The sequence below is a fragment of the Nakamurella lactea DSM 19367 genome (genome assembly GCF_000426645.1).
GTDB lineage: Bacteria > Actinomycetota > Actinomycetes > Mycobacteriales > Nakamurellaceae > Nakamurella > Nakamurella lactea.
Window position 1 is genome coordinate 471740 of sequence record NZ_KE384549.1, and the last position, 18338, is coordinate 490077.

At 68.9% G+C, this 18338-nt stretch carries 22 protein-coding genes and 1 pseudogene; 17 read left to right on the plus strand and 6 right to left on the minus strand.

What is annotated here, in order from left to right:
- A partial coding sequence (locus tag K340_RS37355) for a DUF3662 domain-containing protein (RefSeq protein ID WP_037366516.1) occupies window positions 1-747 on the minus strand: 747 nt, incomplete at its 3' end.
- Window positions 748-843: 96 nt separating this feature from the next.
- A complete protein-coding gene (locus tag K340_RS32705) occupies window positions 844-1425 on the minus strand; it encodes a nitroreductase family deazaflavin-dependent oxidoreductase (protein ID WP_051267303.1) in 582 nt (193 codons plus the stop codon).
- A gap of 266 nt (window positions 1426-1691) precedes the next feature.
- Between K340_RS32705 and K340_RS0123020 the strand changes: the two genes are divergently transcribed.
- The 3 genes from K340_RS0123020 to K340_RS0123030 all read left to right on the plus strand — a co-directional run bounded on the left by K340_RS0123020 (window position 1692) and on the right by K340_RS0123030 (window position 4074).
- Entirely contained in the window at window positions 1692-1883 is a 192-nt protein-coding gene (locus K340_RS0123020; RefSeq protein WP_037366185.1) for a S1 RNA-binding domain-containing protein, read from the plus strand.
- Window positions 1884-1951: 68 nt separating this feature from the next.
- A complete protein-coding gene (gene pdxR / locus K340_RS0123025; protein ID WP_029138415.1) occupies window positions 1952-3391 on the plus strand; it encodes a MocR-like pyridoxine biosynthesis transcription factor PdxR in 1440 nt (479 codons plus the stop codon).
- 167 nt (window positions 3392-3558) lie between these two features.
- On the plus strand, window positions 3559-4074 hold the full coding sequence (locus K340_RS0123030; protein ID WP_029138416.1) for a hypothetical protein: 516 nt from the start codon (window positions 3559-3561) through the stop codon (window positions 4072-4074).
- A gap of 110 nt (window positions 4075-4184) precedes the next feature.
- Here K340_RS0123030 and K340_RS0123035 read toward each other — a convergent pair whose 3' ends face one another.
- Window positions 4185-5093 (minus strand): sigma-70 family RNA polymerase sigma factor, encoded by a 909-nt coding sequence (locus K340_RS0123035; RefSeq protein WP_029138417.1) that lies wholly within the window; start codon window positions 5091-5093, stop codon window positions 4185-4187.
- A gap of 146 nt (window positions 5094-5239) precedes the next feature.
- Between K340_RS0123035 and K340_RS0123040 the strand changes: the two genes are divergently transcribed.
- Together K340_RS0123040 and K340_RS0123045 are read left to right on the plus strand one after the other, a co-directional pair.
- On the plus strand, window positions 5240-5695 hold the full coding sequence (locus K340_RS0123040; protein WP_029138418.1) for a carboxymuconolactone decarboxylase family protein: 456 nt from the start codon (window positions 5240-5242) through the stop codon (window positions 5693-5695).
- Window positions 5696-5765: 70 nt separating this feature from the next.
- On the plus strand, window positions 5766-6209 hold the full coding sequence (locus K340_RS0123045; protein ID WP_029138419.1) for a VOC family protein: 444 nt from the start codon (window positions 5766-5768) through the stop codon (window positions 6207-6209).
- 51 nt (window positions 6210-6260) lie between these two features.
- Here K340_RS0123045 and K340_RS32710 read toward each other — a convergent pair whose 3' ends face one another.
- Window positions 6261-7463: a hypothetical protein gene (locus tag K340_RS32710; protein WP_037366186.1), complete on the minus strand. Its 1203-nt coding sequence runs from the start codon at window positions 7461-7463 to the stop codon at window positions 6261-6263.
- A gap of 181 nt (window positions 7464-7644) precedes the next feature.
- On the opposite strand from K340_RS32710, the gene K340_RS34735 reads away from it, so the two are divergent.
- From K340_RS34735 to K340_RS0123110, 12 genes and pseudogenes are all read left to right on the plus strand, one after another.
- Window positions 7645-8559, plus strand: a complete 915-nt coding sequence (locus K340_RS34735; RefSeq protein WP_051267305.1) for a PadR family transcriptional regulator — start codon at window positions 7645-7647, stop codon at window positions 8557-8559.
- Window positions 8556-9068, plus strand: a complete 513-nt coding sequence (locus tag K340_RS0123060) for a DUF1707 SHOCT-like domain-containing protein (RefSeq protein WP_037366188.1) — start codon at window positions 8556-8558, stop codon at window positions 9066-9068. The genes K340_RS34735 and K340_RS0123060 overlap by 4 nt, the downstream gene beginning before the upstream one ends.
- 198 nt (window positions 9069-9266) lie before the next feature.
- Window positions 9267-9986 carry a UMP kinase gene (gene pyrH / locus K340_RS0123065; protein WP_029138421.1) on the plus strand — a complete coding sequence of 240 codons (720 nt, stop codon included), beginning with the start codon at window positions 9267-9269 and terminating at the stop codon, window positions 9984-9986.
- A 135-nt stretch (window positions 9987-10121) separates the two neighbouring features.
- Window positions 10122-10418, plus strand: coding sequence for a ribbon-helix-helix protein, CopG family (locus tag K340_RS0123070; protein WP_154674435.1), 297 nt, complete (start codon window positions 10122-10124; stop codon window positions 10416-10418).
- A 138-nt stretch (window positions 10419-10556) separates the two neighbouring features.
- Window positions 10557-11048: a pyridoxamine 5'-phosphate oxidase family protein gene (locus K340_RS0123075; RefSeq protein WP_029138423.1), complete on the plus strand. Its 492-nt coding sequence runs from the start codon at window positions 10557-10559 to the stop codon at window positions 11046-11048.
- A gap of 46 nt (window positions 11049-11094) precedes the next feature.
- Window positions 11095-11538 (plus strand): VOC family protein, encoded by a 444-nt coding sequence (locus K340_RS0123080; protein WP_029138424.1) that lies wholly within the window; start codon window positions 11095-11097, stop codon window positions 11536-11538.
- A gap of 125 nt (window positions 11539-11663) precedes the next feature.
- Window positions 11664-11819: pseudogene (locus K340_RS37690) on the plus strand (GyrI-like domain-containing protein); the annotation flags it as partial.
- 58 nt (window positions 11820-11877) lie between these two features.
- Entirely contained in the window at window positions 11878-12702 is an 825-nt protein-coding gene (locus K340_RS0123090) for a DUF427 domain-containing protein (RefSeq protein WP_029138425.1), read from the plus strand.
- Window positions 12703-12767: 65 nt separating this feature from the next.
- The gene (locus K340_RS0123095) at window positions 12768-13820 is read left to right on the plus strand and encodes an alpha/beta fold hydrolase (protein ID WP_029138426.1); all 1053 of its coding nucleotides are present in this window, start codon (window positions 12768-12770) and stop codon (window positions 13818-13820) included.
- 72 nt (window positions 13821-13892) lie between these two features.
- Complete coding sequence (locus K340_RS34740) at window positions 13893-14315, plus strand: hypothetical protein (RefSeq protein ID WP_154674436.1); 423 nt, start codon at window positions 13893-13895, stop codon at window positions 14313-14315.
- A gap of 58 nt (window positions 14316-14373) precedes the next feature.
- On the plus strand, window positions 14374-15237 hold the full coding sequence (locus K340_RS0123105; protein WP_029138427.1) for an SDR family oxidoreductase: 864 nt from the start codon (window positions 14374-14376) through the stop codon (window positions 15235-15237).
- A complete protein-coding gene (locus K340_RS0123110; protein ID WP_051267309.1) occupies window positions 15237-15806 on the plus strand; it encodes an anthrone oxygenase family protein in 570 nt (189 codons plus the stop codon). Before K340_RS0123105 ends, K340_RS0123110 begins: the two co-directional genes overlap by 1 nt.
- A 244-nt stretch (window positions 15807-16050) precedes the next feature.
- On the opposite strand, the gene tnpB is transcribed toward K340_RS0123110, so the two are convergent.
- A complete protein-coding gene (tnpB, locus tag K340_RS32725; protein ID WP_211229592.1) occupies window positions 16051-17736 on the minus strand; it encodes an IS607 family element RNA-guided endonuclease TnpB in 1686 nt (561 codons plus the stop codon).
- 2 nt (window positions 17737-17738) lie between these two features.
- Window positions 17739-18326 carry an IS607 family transposase gene (locus K340_RS0123125; RefSeq protein ID WP_029138429.1) on the minus strand — a complete coding sequence of 196 codons (588 nt, stop codon included), beginning with the start codon at window positions 18324-18326 and terminating at the stop codon, window positions 17739-17741.
- Between the last annotated feature and the right edge of the window lie 12 nt (window positions 18327-18338).

Genomic DNA, 18338 nt, shown 5'->3' on the forward strand with positions numbered 1-18338 from the left:
CTGGCCCTGTTGTTGGTAGCCCTGGTTCGGGTCGTAGCCGGGCTGTTGGTAGCCCTGATTGGGGTCGTAGCCGGGGCCTTGCTGACCGTAGCCGGCCTGCTGCTCGTAGCCCTGGGACGGATAGCCCTGGTCGTAACCGGCCGGCTGGCCGTAGGGCTGGCCCTGCTGGCCGTACCCCTGCTGGCCGTACCCCTGCTGCTGGTAGCCCTGCTGGTCGTGACCCTGTTGGCCGCCCTCGCCCTGCTCAGGCCGGTGTTGATCGGCCGGTGTCGCGCCGCCTGGCTCGCGCCGGTCCGGGTCGTACTGCGGCCGGCCGGAGTCGTCGTGCTGGCTCATCTGTCCTACTCCTGTACGTCGGTGGCGCTCTCTGCGGTCGGTGTCCGGGTCGATCAATGAACTGATTCTGAACTGTCCGGTGTGCAGCGTCGATGACTCCTCGAGTGTCACCTCGATGTCGCCGAAGGTCTGCCAACCCTGCTGGTCCAGATACTCCCTGATCATGTCGGACAATGCCGTGGAAACGCGATCCTGTTCGTCCCCGATTTCGCCGGTATCGGTTCTGCCCATTCGCACCGTGTAGTGGTTGGGGGCGATGGTCCGCGAGCCCTGGTGCTGCAGATGCCCCGCAGCTTCCTGTTGCAGGGCGCCCGCCACCTCGGACGGGTGCACCGAACCGCCGAACAGCCGGGCGAAGGTTCCGGCGACCACACCCTGCAGCCGTCGTTCGAAATTCTGGATGACGCCCATGGTCACCTCCCGTGTCCGCGTTGGTTGCGTTTCCAACGCTCGATGGTAGTGGTGACGTCTGGGCGGCCCTTCCGGTTCGGTGCACCAACGGGTGATTCAGCCCTCAGCACAGCCGGGTGCCGCGGCGCCGGGCTTGGTCCTGACATCGAGCCGATCGCGTTCATCGATACCGGCGCTCCCGCTGAACTCCAGCCGGAACAACCGGAACTCGCGGCGCCCGGATTCTTCGTACTCCATCCAATAGCCGGGCCAGTAGGCCAACGCCGCCGCCCAGGCGGCGGCCCGCTCGTCCCCGGTCAGCAGCCGCACCGACATGGTGGCTCGGCCGGCACCGGTACTGACGAGCGCCGAGCTCACCGCGAGCAGGTTCGCCGACCAGGACGGATGCTCGGCCCGTCCCCAGTTCGAGCCGACCAGCAGGAAGCCATCCGGCTCAGGAATCGTCAGCAGTGAGACGGTTCTCGGAGTGCCGGTGCGACGGCCGGGGACGGTCAGTTGCAAGGAGGCCAGCCCGGCGACGCCGATCAGGTTGAGGCGATTACCGCTGCGCCGACGCAGCCAGTTCTCCAGCCGGACCAGCGGCGGTGCGACTCGCAACAGCCAGCGGCGGGTTCCGATCCACCGGATGGGCGCCGTCAATGGATTGCGCGTGGCCGGCGGACGACCGCGCGGCGTCATCCGAGATCCCTCATGCCTGCACCCTTCCAGCCGACGTGTGCCCGCAGCGCGGGTGGGTTCCGCGGGTTGTGGGTTTCGCGGCGAGACCGCTACTGTTGCACCATGACTGCCGGGTCGGCTTCGCGCCGTGAGCGGAACGGGTACCCGGCCGCGTCCTGATCGCCGAGCGGGCCAGGGGTCCGCCGCCTCCACTGCACACCGAATTCACAACATGTTGTCCAGCAACATGTTTGTCCTACGTGTGCGCGGAAGGGAGGTGAGTGCGCATGCAACCAGAAGTTGGCGAGGTGTTCGACGGTGTCGTTACCCAGGTGGTGCCGTTCGGCTCGTTCGTCGAGCGGCCGGGCGGGATGACGGGACTGCTGCACGGCGAGTCGGCCGAGCTCGGTTCGACCGTCACGGTCAAGGTTCTCGAGGTCGACCTCGAACATCAGCGGTTCAGTCTGGCAAGGGTCTGACGCGGTGACGGCGGGCGGGTACTGCAGGACCCGCCCGCCGTTGTCCGCCGACGGGCTAGCGTCTGTCCGTGGACCTGCATGTCAACCTGGTCGGACGGGGCAGACTCGCCGAGCAGATCTACCGGCAGATCCGGGCCCGGATCCGCGACCGGCGAATCCTGCCGGGTAGCAGGTTGCCCTCGACCCGGGAACTGGCGGCGCGGCTGTCGGTCGCCCGCAACACCGTCGCGGCGGCATACGACAGGCTGACAGCGGACGGACTGATCGAGGGCCGGCCAGGACTGGGAATGTTCATCTGTGAGACGGCGGCGGTCGATACCCACCCGGCGGGCACACCAGCGGTGGTGGGTCGTCCGAGGCCACAGCCCGTCTGGGACCAGATCGCCGAGCCGACCGACATGTCGGCGACCGATGCGCTCTTCGACCTGCGTCCGGGATTGCCGTCGCTGCAACACTTTCCGTACCATAGTTGGCGGGCGCTGGTATCCCGTCAGCTCCGGCTGAGCGCTCCGCGCAGCGACCTGTATTCGGAGCCGGCTGGCAGCGCGGTGCTCCGCGCGGCGATCGCCCGGCACATCGGGGTGTCCCGCGGGGTATCGGCAGAGGCGTCGGACATTGTCGTCACCAACGGGTTTCAGCAATCGATCGACCTGATCTCGCGGGTATTGCTGGCGCCCGGCGATCGGGTCGCGGTCGAGGACCCCGGGTACCCGCCGCCGGCCATGCTGCTGCGGTCGCTGCGGACCCGGGTGACCGGTGTTCCGCTGGACGACCAGGGTCTGGTGGTCTCGGCGATCCCGGCCGGCACGAGACTGGTGTACGTCACCCCTGCCCATCAATTCCCGACCGGCATGAGCATGTCTCCCGGACGGCGTCGAGAGCTGCTCGAGTGGGCGGAGCGGTCGGATGCGGTGATCGTCGAGGACGACTACGACAGCGAGTTCCGTTACGCCGGCAGGCCTCTCGAGCCGCTGCGCGGCATGGGCCCGTCGTGGCGGGTGCTCTACGTCGGGTCGTTCTCCAAGACGATGCTGCCCAGTCTGCGGCTCGGCTTCGTGGTCGCGCCGCCGTCGTTGCTGCCCGCGATGCGCAAGGCGAAACTGGTGGCCGATTGGCAGACGGCCGGACCGATGCAGGACGCGCTGGCAGAGTTCATCGACGACGGCCGGTACGCGAAACACCTGCGTCGGATGCGTCGGATCTATCAGGATCGGCACCAGCTGATCGCGGCGGCGCTGGACTCCGACTTCGCGCACGTCCTGGAACGGGTGCCGTCGATGGCCGGCCTGCACGTCGCCGCGACCCTTCGGCCCGGTCTGCCCATCGACGACCGCGAGCTGGTCCGTCGGGCACGCCGGCGCGGTGTCGAGCTCGGGCTGCCGTTGTCCCATTTCGCGATCACCGGGCCGAGCCGGCCCGGGCTGGTCTTCGGCTACGGGGCCATCGCCACTGAAAGGATCGCCGAGGCCTTTGATCGGTTACGCGAGTGCTTCGACGGACCCGAGTGACCGGGAGGAGCCGGCTGCTCGAGACCGGTCGGTGAACGTCACTCCGCTGTGACTGGCCCGGCCCAGATGGCGCCGAACTGGACCTACCGGCTGCGGCCGGCGTCGGTCAGCGTGGGGGTGCGCGGGCGGCGCATTCGCCGCCGGCGGACCGGACGGAGGAACACGACATGACCAACAAACTGGGAATGACGGTGGTCGGGATGATCGCCGCGGCCCTGATCGCGGTACCCGGCGCGGCGGCGGCGACCACCTCGGCGGTCCCGCCGGCGGCATCGCCTGCGGTCGCCGCCCACGGCGGCCACGGCTGCGCGGCGAAGTTCGACGAGGCCCAGCGGGCCGACATGGAATCGTTCCGTGACTTCGACGCCAAGACCTGGAAGGCGGGACACGACCGGAATGCCGTGAGCATCTATCCCAGCGGCGCACGATTCGCCGGCATCGACGCGATCATGGCAGCACAGAAGTCGCACTTCGCGAACAAGGAAGCGGTGTGGTCCTGGACCGAGATCAACCGCCGCGTCGACGGCTGTCGGACCGCGTTCATCGAATATGAGGCGATCTATCAGATTCCGCGGATCGGTTTCTACCAACGGGCTCTCACCGTCGTGACGTACATCTACGAGCGCGGCGCCTGGAAGAGCATCATGGACCAGGGGACGATGCTCGAGCTCCGCACCGGCTGATCGTTCGCTGCCCGAGAACCCGGATGCTGATAGGGCTGTCGACGCCGCTGCTGCCGCGCAGCGGCCCGGCGAAGCCGGCGGCCATTGCGGGCCGGAACTCATCGGTGCGGTCAGTTCAACACGGTCAGGTCCAGCCGACCCAGGTGGTCCGGATCGCCGATCACCTCGATACCGGTGATCCGGTCGCCGCTGATGACGAACCGGAAGGCCGCCTTCGGCACACCACCCGGAGCGAACGTCGATCCGATCGATCCGTCGATCAGCGCCGCCTGGTTGCCTCTGGCCCGGCCGACGAAGGCTGCGGTAACTGCCTCGGCGCCGCGGATCTCGGCGGCCAGCAACGGCGCACCGGCACCGGCACCGCCGGCGTCGCGGGCGCCGAGTACCACGAACTCGTCGGCACGCAGCACCACGTCCGGGTCGAGAACCGCGAGCAGGCCCTGGAAATCGCCGTTGCGGGAGGCGGCCAGAAAGGCATCGACCACTCGTCGCTGCCTGACCAGGTCTGCTTCCGGCGACAGCTCGGCGCCCTGGATGCGCCGCCGTGCCCGGCTGGCCAGCTGCCGGGTGGCCGCCGGCGACTTGTCGACGATCGGCGCGATCTCGTCGAACGAGACGGCGAACATGTCGTGCAACACGAAGGCCAGCCGCTCGGTCGGCGCCAACGTCTCCAGCACCAGCAGCAGGGCCGGGCCGATGGAGTCCGCCAGCAGCGCCTGCCGCTCGGGGTCGGTGGCCGGATCCGGATCTGCCAGTGGCGCGTCGAGTTCGAACGCCGTCGGGTCCTCCCGCCTGCTCTTGCGCGAGCGCAGAATGTCCAGACAGATCCGCGAAGTCGTTGTGGTGAGCCAACCTTCGAGATTGTCGATGGCGGTGGCGTTCGTCCGGTCGAGCCGCAGCCAGGCCTCCTGGACGGCGTCGTCGGCTTCGTTCTCGGAGCCGAGCATCCGATAGGCGACCGCACGGAGCCGGTCGCGGTTGCCTTCGAACCGCTCGGCCAGGGCGGTCGTATCGCTCATCGTGCTCATGTTGCCTGTCCCGTTCTTCGGTGTCACATCGTTGGCGGTTGGCCCGTCAGAGAGTTGACGCACCGAACCGCGGTGCTGTGACAGAACTGCAGGAGATGGACAGCGAGATGACCAGCACAGTGACCCAAGACCACACGTTGCAGGCCCGGATCGACAACATGATGTCGATCAACGGGCCCGCGGTGAAGGCCCTGATCGGCTTCGCCCGGAGCGCCGAGGGACAGGGAGTACCGCAACAGACGCTGCAGTTGGCGGTGCTGCGGGCCAGCCAGATCAACGGTTGCAGCGTATGTGTCGACATGCACACCAAAGAGTCGCTGGCGGCGGGTGAGACGACCGAGCGGTTGTTCGCGGTCTCCGCCTGGCGCGATGCGCCCTATTTCACCGAGGCGGAACGGGCCGCGCTGGCGTTGGCCGAGGCGGTGACCAGGATCGGTGACCAATCGGACCCGGTGCCCGATGCGGTGTGGCAGGCGGCGGCCGCGCACTACGACGACAAGCAGCTGACCGCGCTGGTCGTCGCGATCTCCGCCATCAATTCCTTCAACCGGATCAATGTCGCGACCCGCCAGGTGGCCGGCTGGAGCGGTTGACGGGCCGACGTCGCCCCAGGTGGCTTGTCGGTAGGCGGCGATACGGTTCCTTTGAATCTATGGAGGAACGATGGCAACCACCTGGGCATTGACGATCGACTGCGAGCGGCCGGTCGAGCTGGCGAAGTTCTGGTCGCTCGCGCTGGGCTATCAGGAACCTTCCCCGCCAACGGGTTTCGCCAGCTGGCCGGAGTGGCTCACCCACTATGAAGTGCCCGAGGAGGAATGGGACGATGGTGCGTACCTGGCGGATCCCGACGGCGTCGGCCCGCGGATCTCGCTGCTGAAGGTGCCGGAGGGCAAGGTGGTGAAGAACCGCCTGCACATCGACATCCCGATCGGCGGCGGCCGGGATACCGTGCCCTGGGAGGAACGATGGCCGAAGGTGCTGGCCTTCGCCGACCGGTTGACGGCGGCCGGGGCGAGCGTGGTCTTCGAAGGCATCGGACCGGACGGCCGGCCCGATCACCTGGTGATGGCTGACCCGGAGGGCAACGAGTTCTGCGTGCTGTGACCGTCCCGGTCGTCCGGTCGTCGGTGCTGCTGCCGAGCCGGCGGTGCGCAGCTAGCGGGGTGGCCGGCAGGACTGCCACACCTGGGCGCCCGCGTCCGTCCCGGTGATCGCGGTGAGCTGTCCGTTCGACACCGCGACGGCGCGTACCTCCGGTGCCGGCGAGGCGACCTCCGACCAATCGGTTCCAATGCCGCGCTGCAGTATCCGGCCGGCCGAACCGACCGCTGCGACCAGCGACTCGCCGTCGGTGGCCACCACCGCCGTGTCGTCCCCGGGTGCCAACGGCACCGACGGCAGGTCGGCCACCCGCGAGATCGACTCGCCGTCATCCCCGTCATTGCCCGGAGTGCCGACCGAGCCGGCGGCCGTCGACGGCGCGCCGTCGACCTGCCACAGGGCGAGCCGGTTGCCGATCCGGCCGACCACCCAACACCCGTCGGCCGCGCACGCGAGACCAGTGGCAACCCCGTCAGCCCCGCCGTCGGGTAACGCGCGTCGCTGCCAGCCGCCTGCCCGGTCGCCGATCCACAGGGTCGGTTCGAGGCCTGTGCCGGATTCCGTCTGGGTCACGGTGAAGCCGGAGACCAGGATCCGGTTGCCGACGGCACCGATGCCGGTCGGCAGGAACCGTCCGGCCGGCGTGCCGGCCAGCGGGAGGGCGGACGCGGTGCGGCGCCAGTCCGAGTCGTGTTGCGTCCACATCGCCCCGCCGATGCCGCCGCCGTCGGCGGTCCAGCTGCCGACCAGCAGCGGCCCGGAGTCGTCGAACGCCACCGCGTTCAGTGACCCTGCATTCCACCCGCCGAAGACCTCGACCGGTTGTGGCTGCTCGATCAGTCCGCCCGTCGTGCCGGACCAGATGCTCCAGCGCGGATTCAGATGGGCGCCGCCGGTGGCGGTGCCGACACCGGCGATCCGGCTGCCGTCGGTGCCGAGGAACTCGAACTGGGCCAGCCGTCCGTAGGGGCTCTGCGGCGTCAGCCGTACCGGCTCGGCGGCATCGTCCGTGAGTTGCAGCAGCATCGGCTTCCGCTCGTCCGGGCCCCCGCCGGGCGCCGGCACGCCGCCGCCGACCAGCACCAGTGGGCCGGCGGCGGCCAGGCTCAGTGTCGTCATCCCGGCCGGAAGGGTGCGGGTCTGCCAGTCCGGGAACGTGCATCCGGTCGTCGGCGTTGAGGTAGTACAGCCGGTCAGACCGAGCGCGCTGGTCAGCGCCAGGGCGAGAAGTCGCCGGCCGGCCCGGTGTGGAGCCATCCGTCAACCGTACGACGAGCTCGGGGTGACCCTGACTCTCCCCTGATTCCTCCCTCTCGCCCTTGAAATCCGCGCTGAACGACATATCGTTGATGTATCGCTACCGGACGAACGACAGTCGTCGACTCGTCGGGTAGCGGATGGACGACAAGTGATCGACGACAGATATGGGAGTTTCGACATGACTGCATGGGCATCGAGCGCCGGCGGCGACTGGGACCTTTCGGGTCTCCTGCGCGGGTTGTTCGGCGAGCAGGACAGCGAGCGCGGCGGACGCCGCCCGGGCGAGCGCGGCGGCCCGTGCGGCGCGGGTAGTCACCGTTCGGAGAGCAAGCACGGCGGTCCGTGGGGCGACGCCTCGTTCGGCGACGAGCAGGCGGACATTCCCTTCCGCGGGGCTCCGTTCGACCAGCCGTGGGGCCGGCGCGGCGACTGGGGTCGGGACTTCGGTAAGGAGTTCGGCCGGATGTTCAGCGGTTTCGGCAGCTGGGGCGGGCCGCCGTGGGTGCGGGAGAAGAGGCGGGCTCGCGGCGACGTGCGGTCCGCGGTGCTCGCCCTGCTGGCCGAGGAGCCAATGCACGGCTACCAGATGATCCAGGAGATCGGCCGGCGCAGCGGCGGCAGCTGGAAGGCCAGCCCCGGCTCGGTCTATCCGACGCTGCAGCAGCTGGAGGACGAGGGCCTGGTCCGCGCCGACGAGCAGGAAGGGCGGCGGGTGTACCGGCTGACCGACGCCGGTCGGCAGGAGGCCACCGAACGGGCGGCGGAGTTCGCCGACCTGTGGCAGGGGGTCGCGCCGAAGCGGGACGACTCGCAGCTGGCCGAGCTGGTGTTCGGCGTAGGCGCGGCGTTCGTGCATGTGGCCAAGGCCGGCAACGCCGAGCAGATGGCGCAGGCCAGGGAAGTACTGGCCCGAACCAGGGCCGACCTGTACCGGATTCTCGGGGAGAACCCCGATGGCAGCACCGCGTCCGACGCCGAAGATGGAACAGACAACAAGACCGCGGACAGCGACACCGCGAACGACGACAACTCCGACAACGGGGCTGACGACAACCCGAGCAGTTTCGACGACGTGAAGGAGCAAGACCGATGACGACCCCAGGGATGCGGGCCAGCGACACCGATCGGCAGATGGTGGTGGATCGACTCGCCCAGCACTTCGCCGAGGGCCGGCTCACCATGAGCGAGTACGACGAGCGGGTGTCCAAGGCCTACGGCGCGGTCTACCGCGACGATTTCAACGTGCTGTTCGCCGACCTGCCGTCCGGCCGCGGCGGCTACGCCGGGCCGGAGGCCGACCAGCGGGAGCGGAACCCGTTCGCCGGCACCCCGTTCGACAAGATTCCGTTCGACCGGATCCCGTTCGGCGGCAGCAGCGTCGGACGCCCGTTCCGCGGCGGGCTGCGCTCCGCGGGCCGGCCGCATCCGGCGGTCGTCGTGCTGGGCGTGATCGCCACCTTCATGCTGATCGGCGTGCTGGTGCACCTGTTCTGGCCGCTGCTGGTGCTGGCCGCGGTGATCTTCTTCGTCGGTCGTGGTCGACGCGAGCGGCGCAACGCGCAGTGGTCGCGGCCCGACGATCGTGACTGGGCAGGGCGCTGACCCTGTCGGTTCGCCCTGCGGGGCAGCATGTTTCGCCGGAACGGCCACCCACCACGTGTGGGTGGCCGTTCCGCGTCCGGGGTGTCTCTTGGCCCGGGCACTCGCAGCCTGACCTGACGGCCCGGTCCTGACAGCCCGGGGCCCGATGGCCGGAGCCGGGCACGCGCGCCGGCCAGTCCGCTGGGAGAGGATGTCGGCATGAATCCTCGATATCGGCGAGTACTTCTCAAACTGAGCGGGGAGGCGCTGGCGGCGGACAGTGGACAGAGCGTCGACCCGGAGCGGCTCCAATACCTGGCGCGGGAGGTGTTGGCCGTTCACGATCTCGGCGTTCAGGTCGCCGTCGTCGTCGGCGGGGGCAACTACTTCCGGGGGCGGATGGCTGACGAGTGGGGAATCAGCCGGGCTGAGGCCGACAACATCGGGATGCTGGGCACCGTCATGAATGCATTGATGCTGCGGGGCGCGCTCACCGGGATGACGACGGCCGACGTGCGGGTGATGACGGCGATGCCGCTTCAGTCGATGGCGGAGCCGTTCATCCGCCTGCGGGCGATCAAGCACCTCGAGGCCGGCGCGATCGTCTTCTTCGCCGGCGGGATCGGGCAGCCCTATGTCACCACCGATTACCCGTCGGTGCAGCGCGCTCTCGAGGTCGACGCCGATGCACTGCTGGTGGCCAAGCGGGGTATCGACGGCATCTACAGCAGCGATCCCAATCTCGATCCGGATGCCAGCCGCTACCACCGGCTCACCTACCAGGACGCGATTGCCCAGGGCGTCAAGGTGATGGACGCCAGCGCGTTCGTGCTCGCCGACGAGCAAGGCGTCACCATGCACGTCTTCGACGTCTTCGCGGCCGGAGCGATGCGCAGGATCTGCCAGGGCGAGGACATCGGAACCCTGGTGCAGCGTTGAGTGTCCCTGCTGGCCCTTACTGTTTGACAGAAGTACTTGTGTCTAACAGAATGAGGGCGTGGTCAGGTCCACCCAGAGCGTGCAGCTCCTGGTCACCCACGTATTTCCGACTGCGTTACGAGAGAGGTGAACGTCATGCGTAGCAAGCGTTACGGCAAGGTGGGTCCCGATGTTGACCTGGACCGTGAGGTTGTCAGGCTGCCGTCGGGCGAGCGGCTGACCCGCCAGCGGGCCAACGAGATCGCGGCCGAAATCACCGGCCGCCCGCTCGGCCGCCCGTCGCTGTCCGGCCACCGCAAGCCCTCGCCAGCAGTGTCGTTCCGGGTCGACCCGGACACCCTGGCCAGGGTCCAGGCAGAGGCCGAACGCGAAGGCGTGACGGTGTCCCAGCTCGCCCGTCATGCGCTGGATGAGTTCCTGGCCGCCCGCTAGTCGTCACCGTTAGGCCTCGGCGCCGAGCGATTCGGGCAGGGATCGGACCCCGACATCGCGCCGCGATGTCGAGAACTGCGCTGCGGTTCCGTCCTGGTACCAAGATCCGGTTCCGAGCGCAGTTGAAGGAGTCGTCAGATGAACACCAACCAGGTCGCCGAGGCCCTCGACAGGGCAATCAGTCAGGAGCTTCTCGGGTCGGACATCCCGGCCCGGCTGGCCTACCAGGGACTGGACGAGGAGCCGCGGGTGATCCCGATCGCGTTCCTTCGAACCGGCCGGACGATCGAGATGTTCACGGTGCCCAGGGCAGCAAAAGTCGCGGCACTGCAAGCGAATCCGCGCGTCGCGATCACTATCGACACGCAGGGGTACCCGCCCCGGGTGCTGCTCATCCGCGGCGTCGCCGCGCTGGAGCAGGTCGACGGCGTCCCGGACGGCTACGTCCGGGCGACGAGCAAGCTCGTCCCGGCCGGGCAGATGGCCGACTGGGAGGCCGGCGTGCGGGCGCTCTATCGGCAGATGGTCGTCATCACGGTGACACCCGACTGGGTCAAGCTGCTCGACTTCGAGACCACCATCCCGAAGGCGGTCGCCGAGCTGGTGGCCGCACACGGTGACCCTCGGTGAGCGGGTCGGGCCGACGGTGTCGGTGCCTCTTGCTAGCTTCGGCGTCATGACGATTCGAGAGGTCCAGGTCACGTTCGATTGTGCCGATCCCGACGCACTGGCCGGGTTCTGGTGCGAGGTCCTCGGCTACCGGGAGCAGCCTCCGCCGCCCGGCTTCGACAGTTGGGATGCGGCCCTCGACGCCTGGGGAGTGCCGCCGGAGGAGCGCAACAGCCGCTCTGCGGCGCTGCCGCCCGAGGGCGACACCGGTCCTCGGCTGTTCTTCCAACAGGTGCCCGAGGGCAAGACGGCGAAGAACCGGGTACACCTGGACGTCCGCTCGGCTCCGGGAACGGCCGGCGACGAGCGGATGGCCGCACTGGAGGCGGAGGCCGCCCGGCTGGTCGCCCTGGGTGCCACCAAGGTCCGCCGGGTCGAGCCCGACGGCGGGATGGAAGCGGGGTTCATCGTGATGCAGGATCCCGAGGGCAACGAGTTCTGCCTGGACTGACGGCGCGGGCAGAGGGCGGCAGGCAACGATGACGCGGTCCGCGACGAACGACATCAAGAAGGACCGAAAAGATCTGTACGGGTGCACACGGTCGGCCCGCTGGAAGGACTGTGGTCCGCCGACGACCGATCCTCGAGCGACTGCACACCGAATTCCTGCCCGCTCACGGACTGACGATGATCGGCCGCCATCACGAGATCTATCTTTCGGACGCCCGCAAGACCGAACCGGCCCGGCTGCGGACCATCCTGCGTCAGCCGGTCGGCCCCAGGTCCCGATAACGGCGCCAGGTCCGCGAACGGCTCTGTCCAGAAGTCCGGCGGAGTGTCACACTGATCGATGGCCACGATGATGCAGTCGCTGATGTTTGGGGCAGTCGGGCAGCTCCGGGTTCAGCCCGTCGCGCAACGCGTCCGGGCAATCAGCGGTGGCGAGGTGATTGTCGATTCGAGCGCCGCGCGGCTGATCTGGGAGCCGCGTCGGGTGGTCGGCAGCTACGCCGTTCCGCGCTCCGACATCGCCGGCGAACTCGTCGCCTGGGCGGGGGACCGGGCGGACGAACGACCGGTGCGGATCGGCGACGGCCCGCCGATGCTCGACCCCAGCTCGGCCTTCTCCGTGCACACTGCCGACGGAACCGGGTGGACCATCCGAACGGCCGGGCGCGAACTCCTCGGCGCAGCCTTCACCACCGCCGATCCGGACCTTGAGGGCTACGTGCTGCTGGACTGGACCGCCTTCGACAGCTGGTTCGACGAGGACGAGCCGCGGCTCGCTCACCCCCGAGATCCCTTCCAGCGCATCGACTGTCTCCGCAGCAGTCGACACGTCGAGGTCCGCGTCGACGGCCAGATTCTCGCCGACAGCAGCCGGCCTACGTTGCTGCTGGAGACCAACCTGCCGGTTCGCTACTACCTGCCCGCCGACGATGTCCGACTCGACCTGCTGGCACCGACCACCACCCATACGGCCTGCGCGTACAAGGGCGTCGCGTCGTACTGGTCGAGCACCGGGGAGCATCCGGTGGCTGACGTCTGCTGGTCCTATCCGGAGCCGTTGCACGACGCCCTCCCGGTCGCCGGGATGTACTGCTTCTTCGGCGAACGGGTCGAGTTGAGCGTCGACGGCGCCATTCAGTCCCGCCCCGTCACGCCCTGGTCCTGACCGCGCCGGCCGGTGTCCACGGCCGGTCGAGGGGCCGGGTCCCATCGCGGCGGATACTGAACCCGATGGTTACCGCCGCCTCGCCCTCGAGCCCGCCGCTCGAGTACGTGCGCACCGACGACGGCGTCACCCTGGCATACGCCGCGCTCGGGGACGGCCCGACGCTGATCTGGCTGCCGTCGCTGGGCAATCTGGTTGCGCAGTGGCGGGTCCCGCTGTTGCGGAATGCGTATCAGCGGCTGGCCGAGCGATTCCGCCTGGTGCTCTACGACGGCCGGGGCACCGGATCCTCGGACCGACGGATCGATCCGGCGGGGCTCGGCCTGGACGGACAGCTCCGTGACCTGAGTGCCGTGGTGGACGCGGTCGGCCCCGCCCCGGTGGCGCTGATCGGTTACTACCATTCGGTGCCGGCGGCCGTCGCGTTCGCCGCCGCCCATCCCCGTCGGGTCAGCCGGCTGGCGCTGTTCGGCGGCTCGCTGCGGCTCCGCGACTCGATGAGCCCGCAACAGACCCAGGCGCTGCTGTCGCTGATCGACCAGGACTGGGACCTGTTCGCCCAGACCGCCGCGCACACCTGGCTGGGCTGGGGCGCAGGCGAATCCAGCCGGCTGGTGGCCGACGCGTTCCGCACCGCTGCCACGCCGACGACCGCCGCCGCACTGTTCGCCGCGGCCGCCGACGTCGACGTGTCGGCCCGGGCGCCGGCGGTGCAGGCGCCGGTGCTCGTACTGCACCGGCAGAGCGAGAAGCAGATACCGGTGGAGATGTCCCGGCAGCTGGCCGACGCGCTACCGAACGGGACCCTGCTGGTGCTGCCCGGATCGACCCCGACGCTGTTCTTCGAGAACCCGGACGAGGACCTGGACACCGTCAGCCGGTTCCTGCTCGGCGCACCGCCGGCGGCGGGCGGGCCACCGAACCCCGACGGGCTGACGGCGCGCGAGATCGAGGTACTTCGGCTGCTGGCCGGCGGCGGCTCGAATCAGCAGATCGGTTCCGGGCTGGGCATTTCCGTGCACACCGTCGAACGGCACGCCGGCAACCTGTATCGCAAGATCGGCGCCAGGGGCCGGGCCGACGCGACCGCCTACGCGGTGCGTCGCGGCCTGGTCTGACGGAGTTCCGGCACCGAGATCTGGGTGGTTTCCGGGATGCCGCGACGGGCGGCGGCCGAGCACCATGGGGTCATGAGGACACGTCCGACCGAATCACTTGCTCTTGCCACTGCCCAGCCATCGAGTTTCGCCTGGGGGATGGCCAGCCGGACCATCGCGATGTCCAAGCCGCTGGCCGGACGGAAGTTCTTTCCGCTCTGGGGCATCGTCGAGCACCGCGGCCGCAAATCTGGTCGGGAGCTGAGCGTCCCGGTAGTGGTGCGCGGCGTCGACGGCGGCGTGCTGATCCCACTGCCCTGGGGACCGACGACCAACTGGGTGCGCAACGTGCTGGCCGCCGGCGAGTGCGTGGTGGTCTGGAAGGGCAGCCCTCGGCGAATGGGCCGGCCGAAGGTGGTCGGCACCGACGCGGCGGGCGAGGCGTTCAGCGGATTCCAGCGCAAGGCGGCCGAACGCTTCGGCATCACGAATTACCTGTCCCTGCAGCCGATCTGACGCCCATCGAGGGCCGTCAGTCATCTCGAAAGCAGCATCGAGAGAATGGGAGTTCGGCATGATCGTCGTTACCGGAGCGACCGGCATCCTCGGCCGTCCGCTCGTTGCAGCACTGAAAGACCAGGGCGTCGCGGTGTGCGCCGTCAGCCGATCCGCCGACGCGGCGACGATGCCCGTCGGCGTTGACGTCGTCGCAGCAGATCTGACCAGGCCGGAGCAGCTCGCACCCGCGCTGGAGGGAGCCGACGCACTCTTCGTGCATCCACGAGCCGTCGGCGAGAGCACCGCCAAACTGGTCGCGCTGGCCGCCGAGAAGGGGGTACGGCGCGTCGTGGTGCTGTCGGCTATCAACGTCGACGACGACCTGGAGCTGCAGCCCTCGCGACTGAACGGTGATCGCAACAAGGAGGTCGAGGACGCCGTCGTCGGCGGAGGACTGCCATGGGTGGCGGTGCGAGCCGGGTCGTTCGCCACCAATGCCATCGGCATGTTTGGTGCCCAGGTGCGCGCCGGTGATGTGGTTCGCGCCCCGTACGCCGACTTCGCCGAGGCCCCGATCCACGAGGCGGACCTGGCCGCCGTGATCACCCGGGCGCTGCTGGACGAGAGCCTCGACGGACGCCGGATCCCGGTGACCGGTCCCCAGTCGGTGACCCACCAGGAGATGGTCGCCATCATCGGCCGGGTGATCGGACGGCCCCTGAGGTTCGAGCAGGTCCCGCCGGAGCTGGCCGTCCGCGGCATGGTCGCGAACGGTCTGACGGCGGCGTTCGTCCGGGCGCTGATGGACAGGTACGAACGGGGTGCCGGCCGGCCCGCCGCGGTTTCTGACCAGGTGGCCCTGATTCTCGGCCGCCCGGCCCTCGGCTTCGACCGGTGGGTGGCCGATCACGCCGGCGCCTTCCGGGCTACCGCAGGATGATGACGGGCGACCGGGGCCGGTCGATCCGCACGATCGTGCGGGTGGTGAGCCTGCTGTTCACCGGTGTGTTCGCCGGGTTCCTGCTCGGTGTGCTGGTCCTGGAGAACTCGCTGCGCGGCTACGACGCCGCGATCTATACGCAGGTACGGCTGGTAGAGCTCGATTCGCTCGACACGCTGGCCACCGTCACCTTGATCCCAGCACTGGTCTGCACTGCGATCGCCGGAGTCCTGGCCGTCCGGGCCAAGAGCCGCGATCGGTGGCTGTTGGCAGCGGCGTTCGCGCTGCTGCTGGTGGTGTTCGTCACCTCGCTGGCGATCAACGTGCCGATCAACGGCGATCAGGTCGGCTGGTCGGTGCAGACTCCGCCGTCGGATTGGGCGAGCGTGCGGGACCGCTGGCAGCTGGCCCACTTGGTCCGCACGCTCTGCGCGGTGCTGGCGTTCTGCTCGCTGACCGCCGCCACCTTCCTCCGCCTGGCCCGCGGCCCCCGGACTGGGAGCGCGAACCTTCAGATTCAATCGGAGAGTCGAGCACCGACGAGTTTGGTGAGGAACCTGTCCACCTGATCCGGCAGCGGCGGCCATCGGTAGTCGGGTTGGTTCAGCCGCATCGAGACGGCGGGTCTTCTCGTCAACCGGCGGCCACGGTCCCACTGAATGCGTTGACCGCCGACCAGGCGCTGGATCTGCTGGACCTGCCGACCGGCGCCCGGTTGTTGGTGACCGGCGCTGGGGGGCGGTGGTGGTGGGTGGGTGGTGGTCGGCGGGTTCGCGTTGACCGTTGCATCTGAGTGATCTTTGGTGATCAACATCAGGTTGCACCCTTTTCGGGGTTCCTTCTACCGCCTGGTGCGGTGTGGGTTCTGACCTCACTGCGCGCGGCCGTCCGTTTCCGTCGGGTCTTACGCGCACTCGCCAGGTCCTCGGTCGAGCCGTGAGGCCCGCCTTGGGTCTGGCCCGCCGTCTTCCCCGCCACCGGGGGAACTGCTGACGTACGGGGTCGAGGCACCAACTGTGCCCCGACTGGCATGTCCGGCCAGTCGCGGAGGTTGTCGGAAGCGTTCAGGTCGCGGTCCACGACCAGCCCGGTCTCCAGGCACACCAGGTGCTTGTCGATCGGCCCTTTCACACTTTCCAGCCGGCATCCGGTGCCGTCGGGGAGGGTGTGCCCGTGGTGGAGTTGACTGCTGGGGAACCAGCGGTCGGCCACGGTCAGGGTGCTTCCGAACCGGGATGTCTTGTAGGTCAGCATCGGCCTGATCATCCCGAGTGCGGCATCGGATACCGAGCGTCGGAATGCCCGCCGTCCCATGCTGCGTTTCATGGCGGCGATGTCGAGATCCTCGATCACGACTTCACCGAACCGCCGCGCCAGACTCGTGGCGAGTTGGTGGGCGGTCTCCCGGCGCAGGTACACGGCCCTGCGGTCCAAGCGGTGCAGCGTGGCTGTTGCTGCCCGATGGCCGTGGGATCCGGGGATGCGCCGGGACATCTGTCGGCCCGCCTTGCGGCGGGCGGTGAGGGTGGCCCGCAACGGGGCCGGGTTCGCGTGTTCCTCGTGCACGGTCTCGCCGGTGGCGGGATCCAGGTAGGCCACGGTGGCAAGGGTTCGCAGCCCGAGGTCCACACCGGCGCGGACGCCTGGCATGACGGGGGTGCGGTGGTGCTCAGTCGGGGTGTGCAGTGCGTATCCGACGGACACGAACAACCGGCCCCACCGCTGGGTCAGGGTCATGTTCAACACCCGGGCACGGCCCGATGTCAGGTGCCGTTGGACCCGGCGGGTGTTCTCCTTCGACCGCAGACCACCGATGACGGGCAGCACGATGGTGCGCCGGTCGGCCTCCAGGCGCATCGCGCCGGTGGTGAACCTGACCCTGGACCGGTCCTTGCGGCGGGACTTGAACTCGGGGAACCCGACCTTCTTTCCCTTGCGGCGCCCGGCCTTTGACGAACCCCAGTTGTCCAGCGCCTGCACCAGATCGGTGATGCCAGAGGAGTAGCACTCTTTCGAGTTGGCTGCCCACCACGGTGCGACGGTGTCCTTCTCGGTGTTCCACCGTCTGCGCAGATCGGCCAAAGTCCACCGGGTCGAGGTATGTGTCTGGTCTTGCGTGCGGGCGTCCATGTCGTCCTTGACCGTGCCCAACGCCCAGTTGTATGCCTTACGCCGGGCACCGAAATGCGACCGGATCAGTGATGCCCGTTCGGGGTCCTCCGGCCAGCACACCTCGAACTGTGCCCCGGTCACCGCCCACCCGGTCGGCACCCGCAACCCAGGATTCCCGGTGGCCAGGTAGGAGTCGGCGTCGCCGTCGAAGAGCAGGTACAACACCGTGACGGTGTCGATCGCCGAGCGCACGGCCCCGAAGTCGGGGCCGATGTCCACCAGCACCGACGTGCCAGCGGTGCCGTCCTTGCGCGGCATCGCCGGGATCGGCACACCGCCGGTCGCGGCCACGACAGCCCGCGCCTGTTTGCCGGTACGAAGTTTCACGATCACGACTGGTCGCCGCCGGGATCTGCGACCGCGGCAGCCAGCTTCGCCGCCCGGTCCGCCGCCGCCGGCTTGCCATACAACCGGGCACACATCGAGGTCAGGATCTCGGTCATGTCCCGCACCAGATCGTCATCAACCTCGGCCGGGTCCATCACCACCAACTCACGCCCCTGAGCTGCCAGCGCGGCTTCCACATACTCGGCGCCGAACCGGCAGAACCGGTCGCGGTGCTCCACCACAATCCGGGACACCTGCGGATCACGCAGCAGGGAAAGAAACCTGCGACGGTGACCATTCAAAGCGGACCCGACCTCGGTGACCACCCGGTCGACGGCGATCTCCTGCCCCGTGGCCCACTCGGTCACCCGGGCCACCTGACGACCCAGGTCCGGCCGCTGATCCGACGACGACACCCGCGCGTACACCACCGTCAACCGCCGCTCGGCGGCCTCCGGCTCATCCGGGGTGTCGACCAAGATCAGCCCACCGACCTTGCGGGCAGGCACCGGCAGCTTCCCATCACGGAACCACCGGTAGGCGGTCACACGGGCAATGCCCTGCGACTCTGCCCACTCAGCCAGGTTCATACGACCAGCATA

Coding starts and splice junctions, on each gene's coding strand:
- K340_RS0123045 (WP_029138419.1), top strand. CDS start 5,766: ATGGCAACCACCTGGGCATTGACGATCGACTGCGAGCGGCCGGTCGAG.
- pyrH (WP_029138421.1), top strand. CDS start 9,267: ATGAATCCTCGATATCGGCGAGTACTTCTCAAACTGAGCGGGGAGGCG.
- K340_RS0123075 (WP_029138423.1), top strand. CDS start 10,557: ATGAACACCAACCAGGTCGCCGAGGCCCTCGACAGGGCAATCAGTCAG.
- K340_RS0123070 (WP_154674435.1), top strand. CDS start 10,122: ATGCGTAGCAAGCGTTACGGCAAGGTGGGTCCCGATGTTGACCTGGAC.
- K340_RS0123095 (WP_029138426.1), top strand. CDS start 12,768: ATGGTTACCGCCGCCTCGCCCTCGAGCCCGCCGCTCGAGTACGTGCGC.
- K340_RS34740 (WP_154674436.1), top strand. CDS start 13,893: ATGAGGACACGTCCGACCGAATCACTTGCTCTTGCCACTGCCCAGCCA.
- K340_RS0123020 (WP_037366185.1), top strand. CDS start 1,692: ATGCAACCAGAAGTTGGCGAGGTGTTCGACGGTGTCGTTACCCAGGTG.
- K340_RS0123090 (WP_029138425.1), top strand. CDS start 11,878: ATGGCCACGATGATGCAGTCGCTGATGTTTGGGGCAGTCGGGCAGCTC.
- K340_RS0123110 (WP_051267309.1), top strand. CDS start 15,237: ATGACGGGCGACCGGGGCCGGTCGATCCGCACGATCGTGCGGGTGGTG.
- K340_RS32710 (WP_037366186.1), bottom strand. CDS start 7,463: ATGGCTCCACACCGGGCCGGCCGGCGACTTCTCGCCCTGGCGCTGACC.
- K340_RS0123030 (WP_029138416.1), top strand. CDS start 3,559: ATGACCAACAAACTGGGAATGACGGTGGTCGGGATGATCGCCGCGGCC.
- K340_RS0123060 (WP_037366188.1), top strand. CDS start 8,556: ATGACGACCCCAGGGATGCGGGCCAGCGACACCGATCGGCAGATGGTG.
- K340_RS0123080 (WP_029138424.1), top strand. CDS start 11,095: ATGACGATTCGAGAGGTCCAGGTCACGTTCGATTGTGCCGATCCCGAC.
- K340_RS0123105 (WP_029138427.1), top strand. CDS start 14,374: ATGATCGTCGTTACCGGAGCGACCGGCATCCTCGGCCGTCCGCTCGTT.
- K340_RS0123035 (WP_029138417.1), bottom strand. CDS start 5,093: ATGAGCGATACGACCGCCCTGGCCGAGCGGTTCGAAGGCAACCGCGAC.
- K340_RS34735 (WP_051267305.1), top strand. CDS start 7,645: ATGACTGCATGGGCATCGAGCGCCGGCGGCGACTGGGACCTTTCGGGT.
- K340_RS0123125 (WP_029138429.1), bottom strand. CDS start 18,326: ATGAACCTGGCTGAGTGGGCAGAGTCGCAGGGCATTGCCCGTGTGACC.
- K340_RS32705 (WP_051267303.1), bottom strand. CDS start 1,425: ATGACGCCGCGCGGTCGTCCGCCGGCCACGCGCAATCCATTGACGGCG.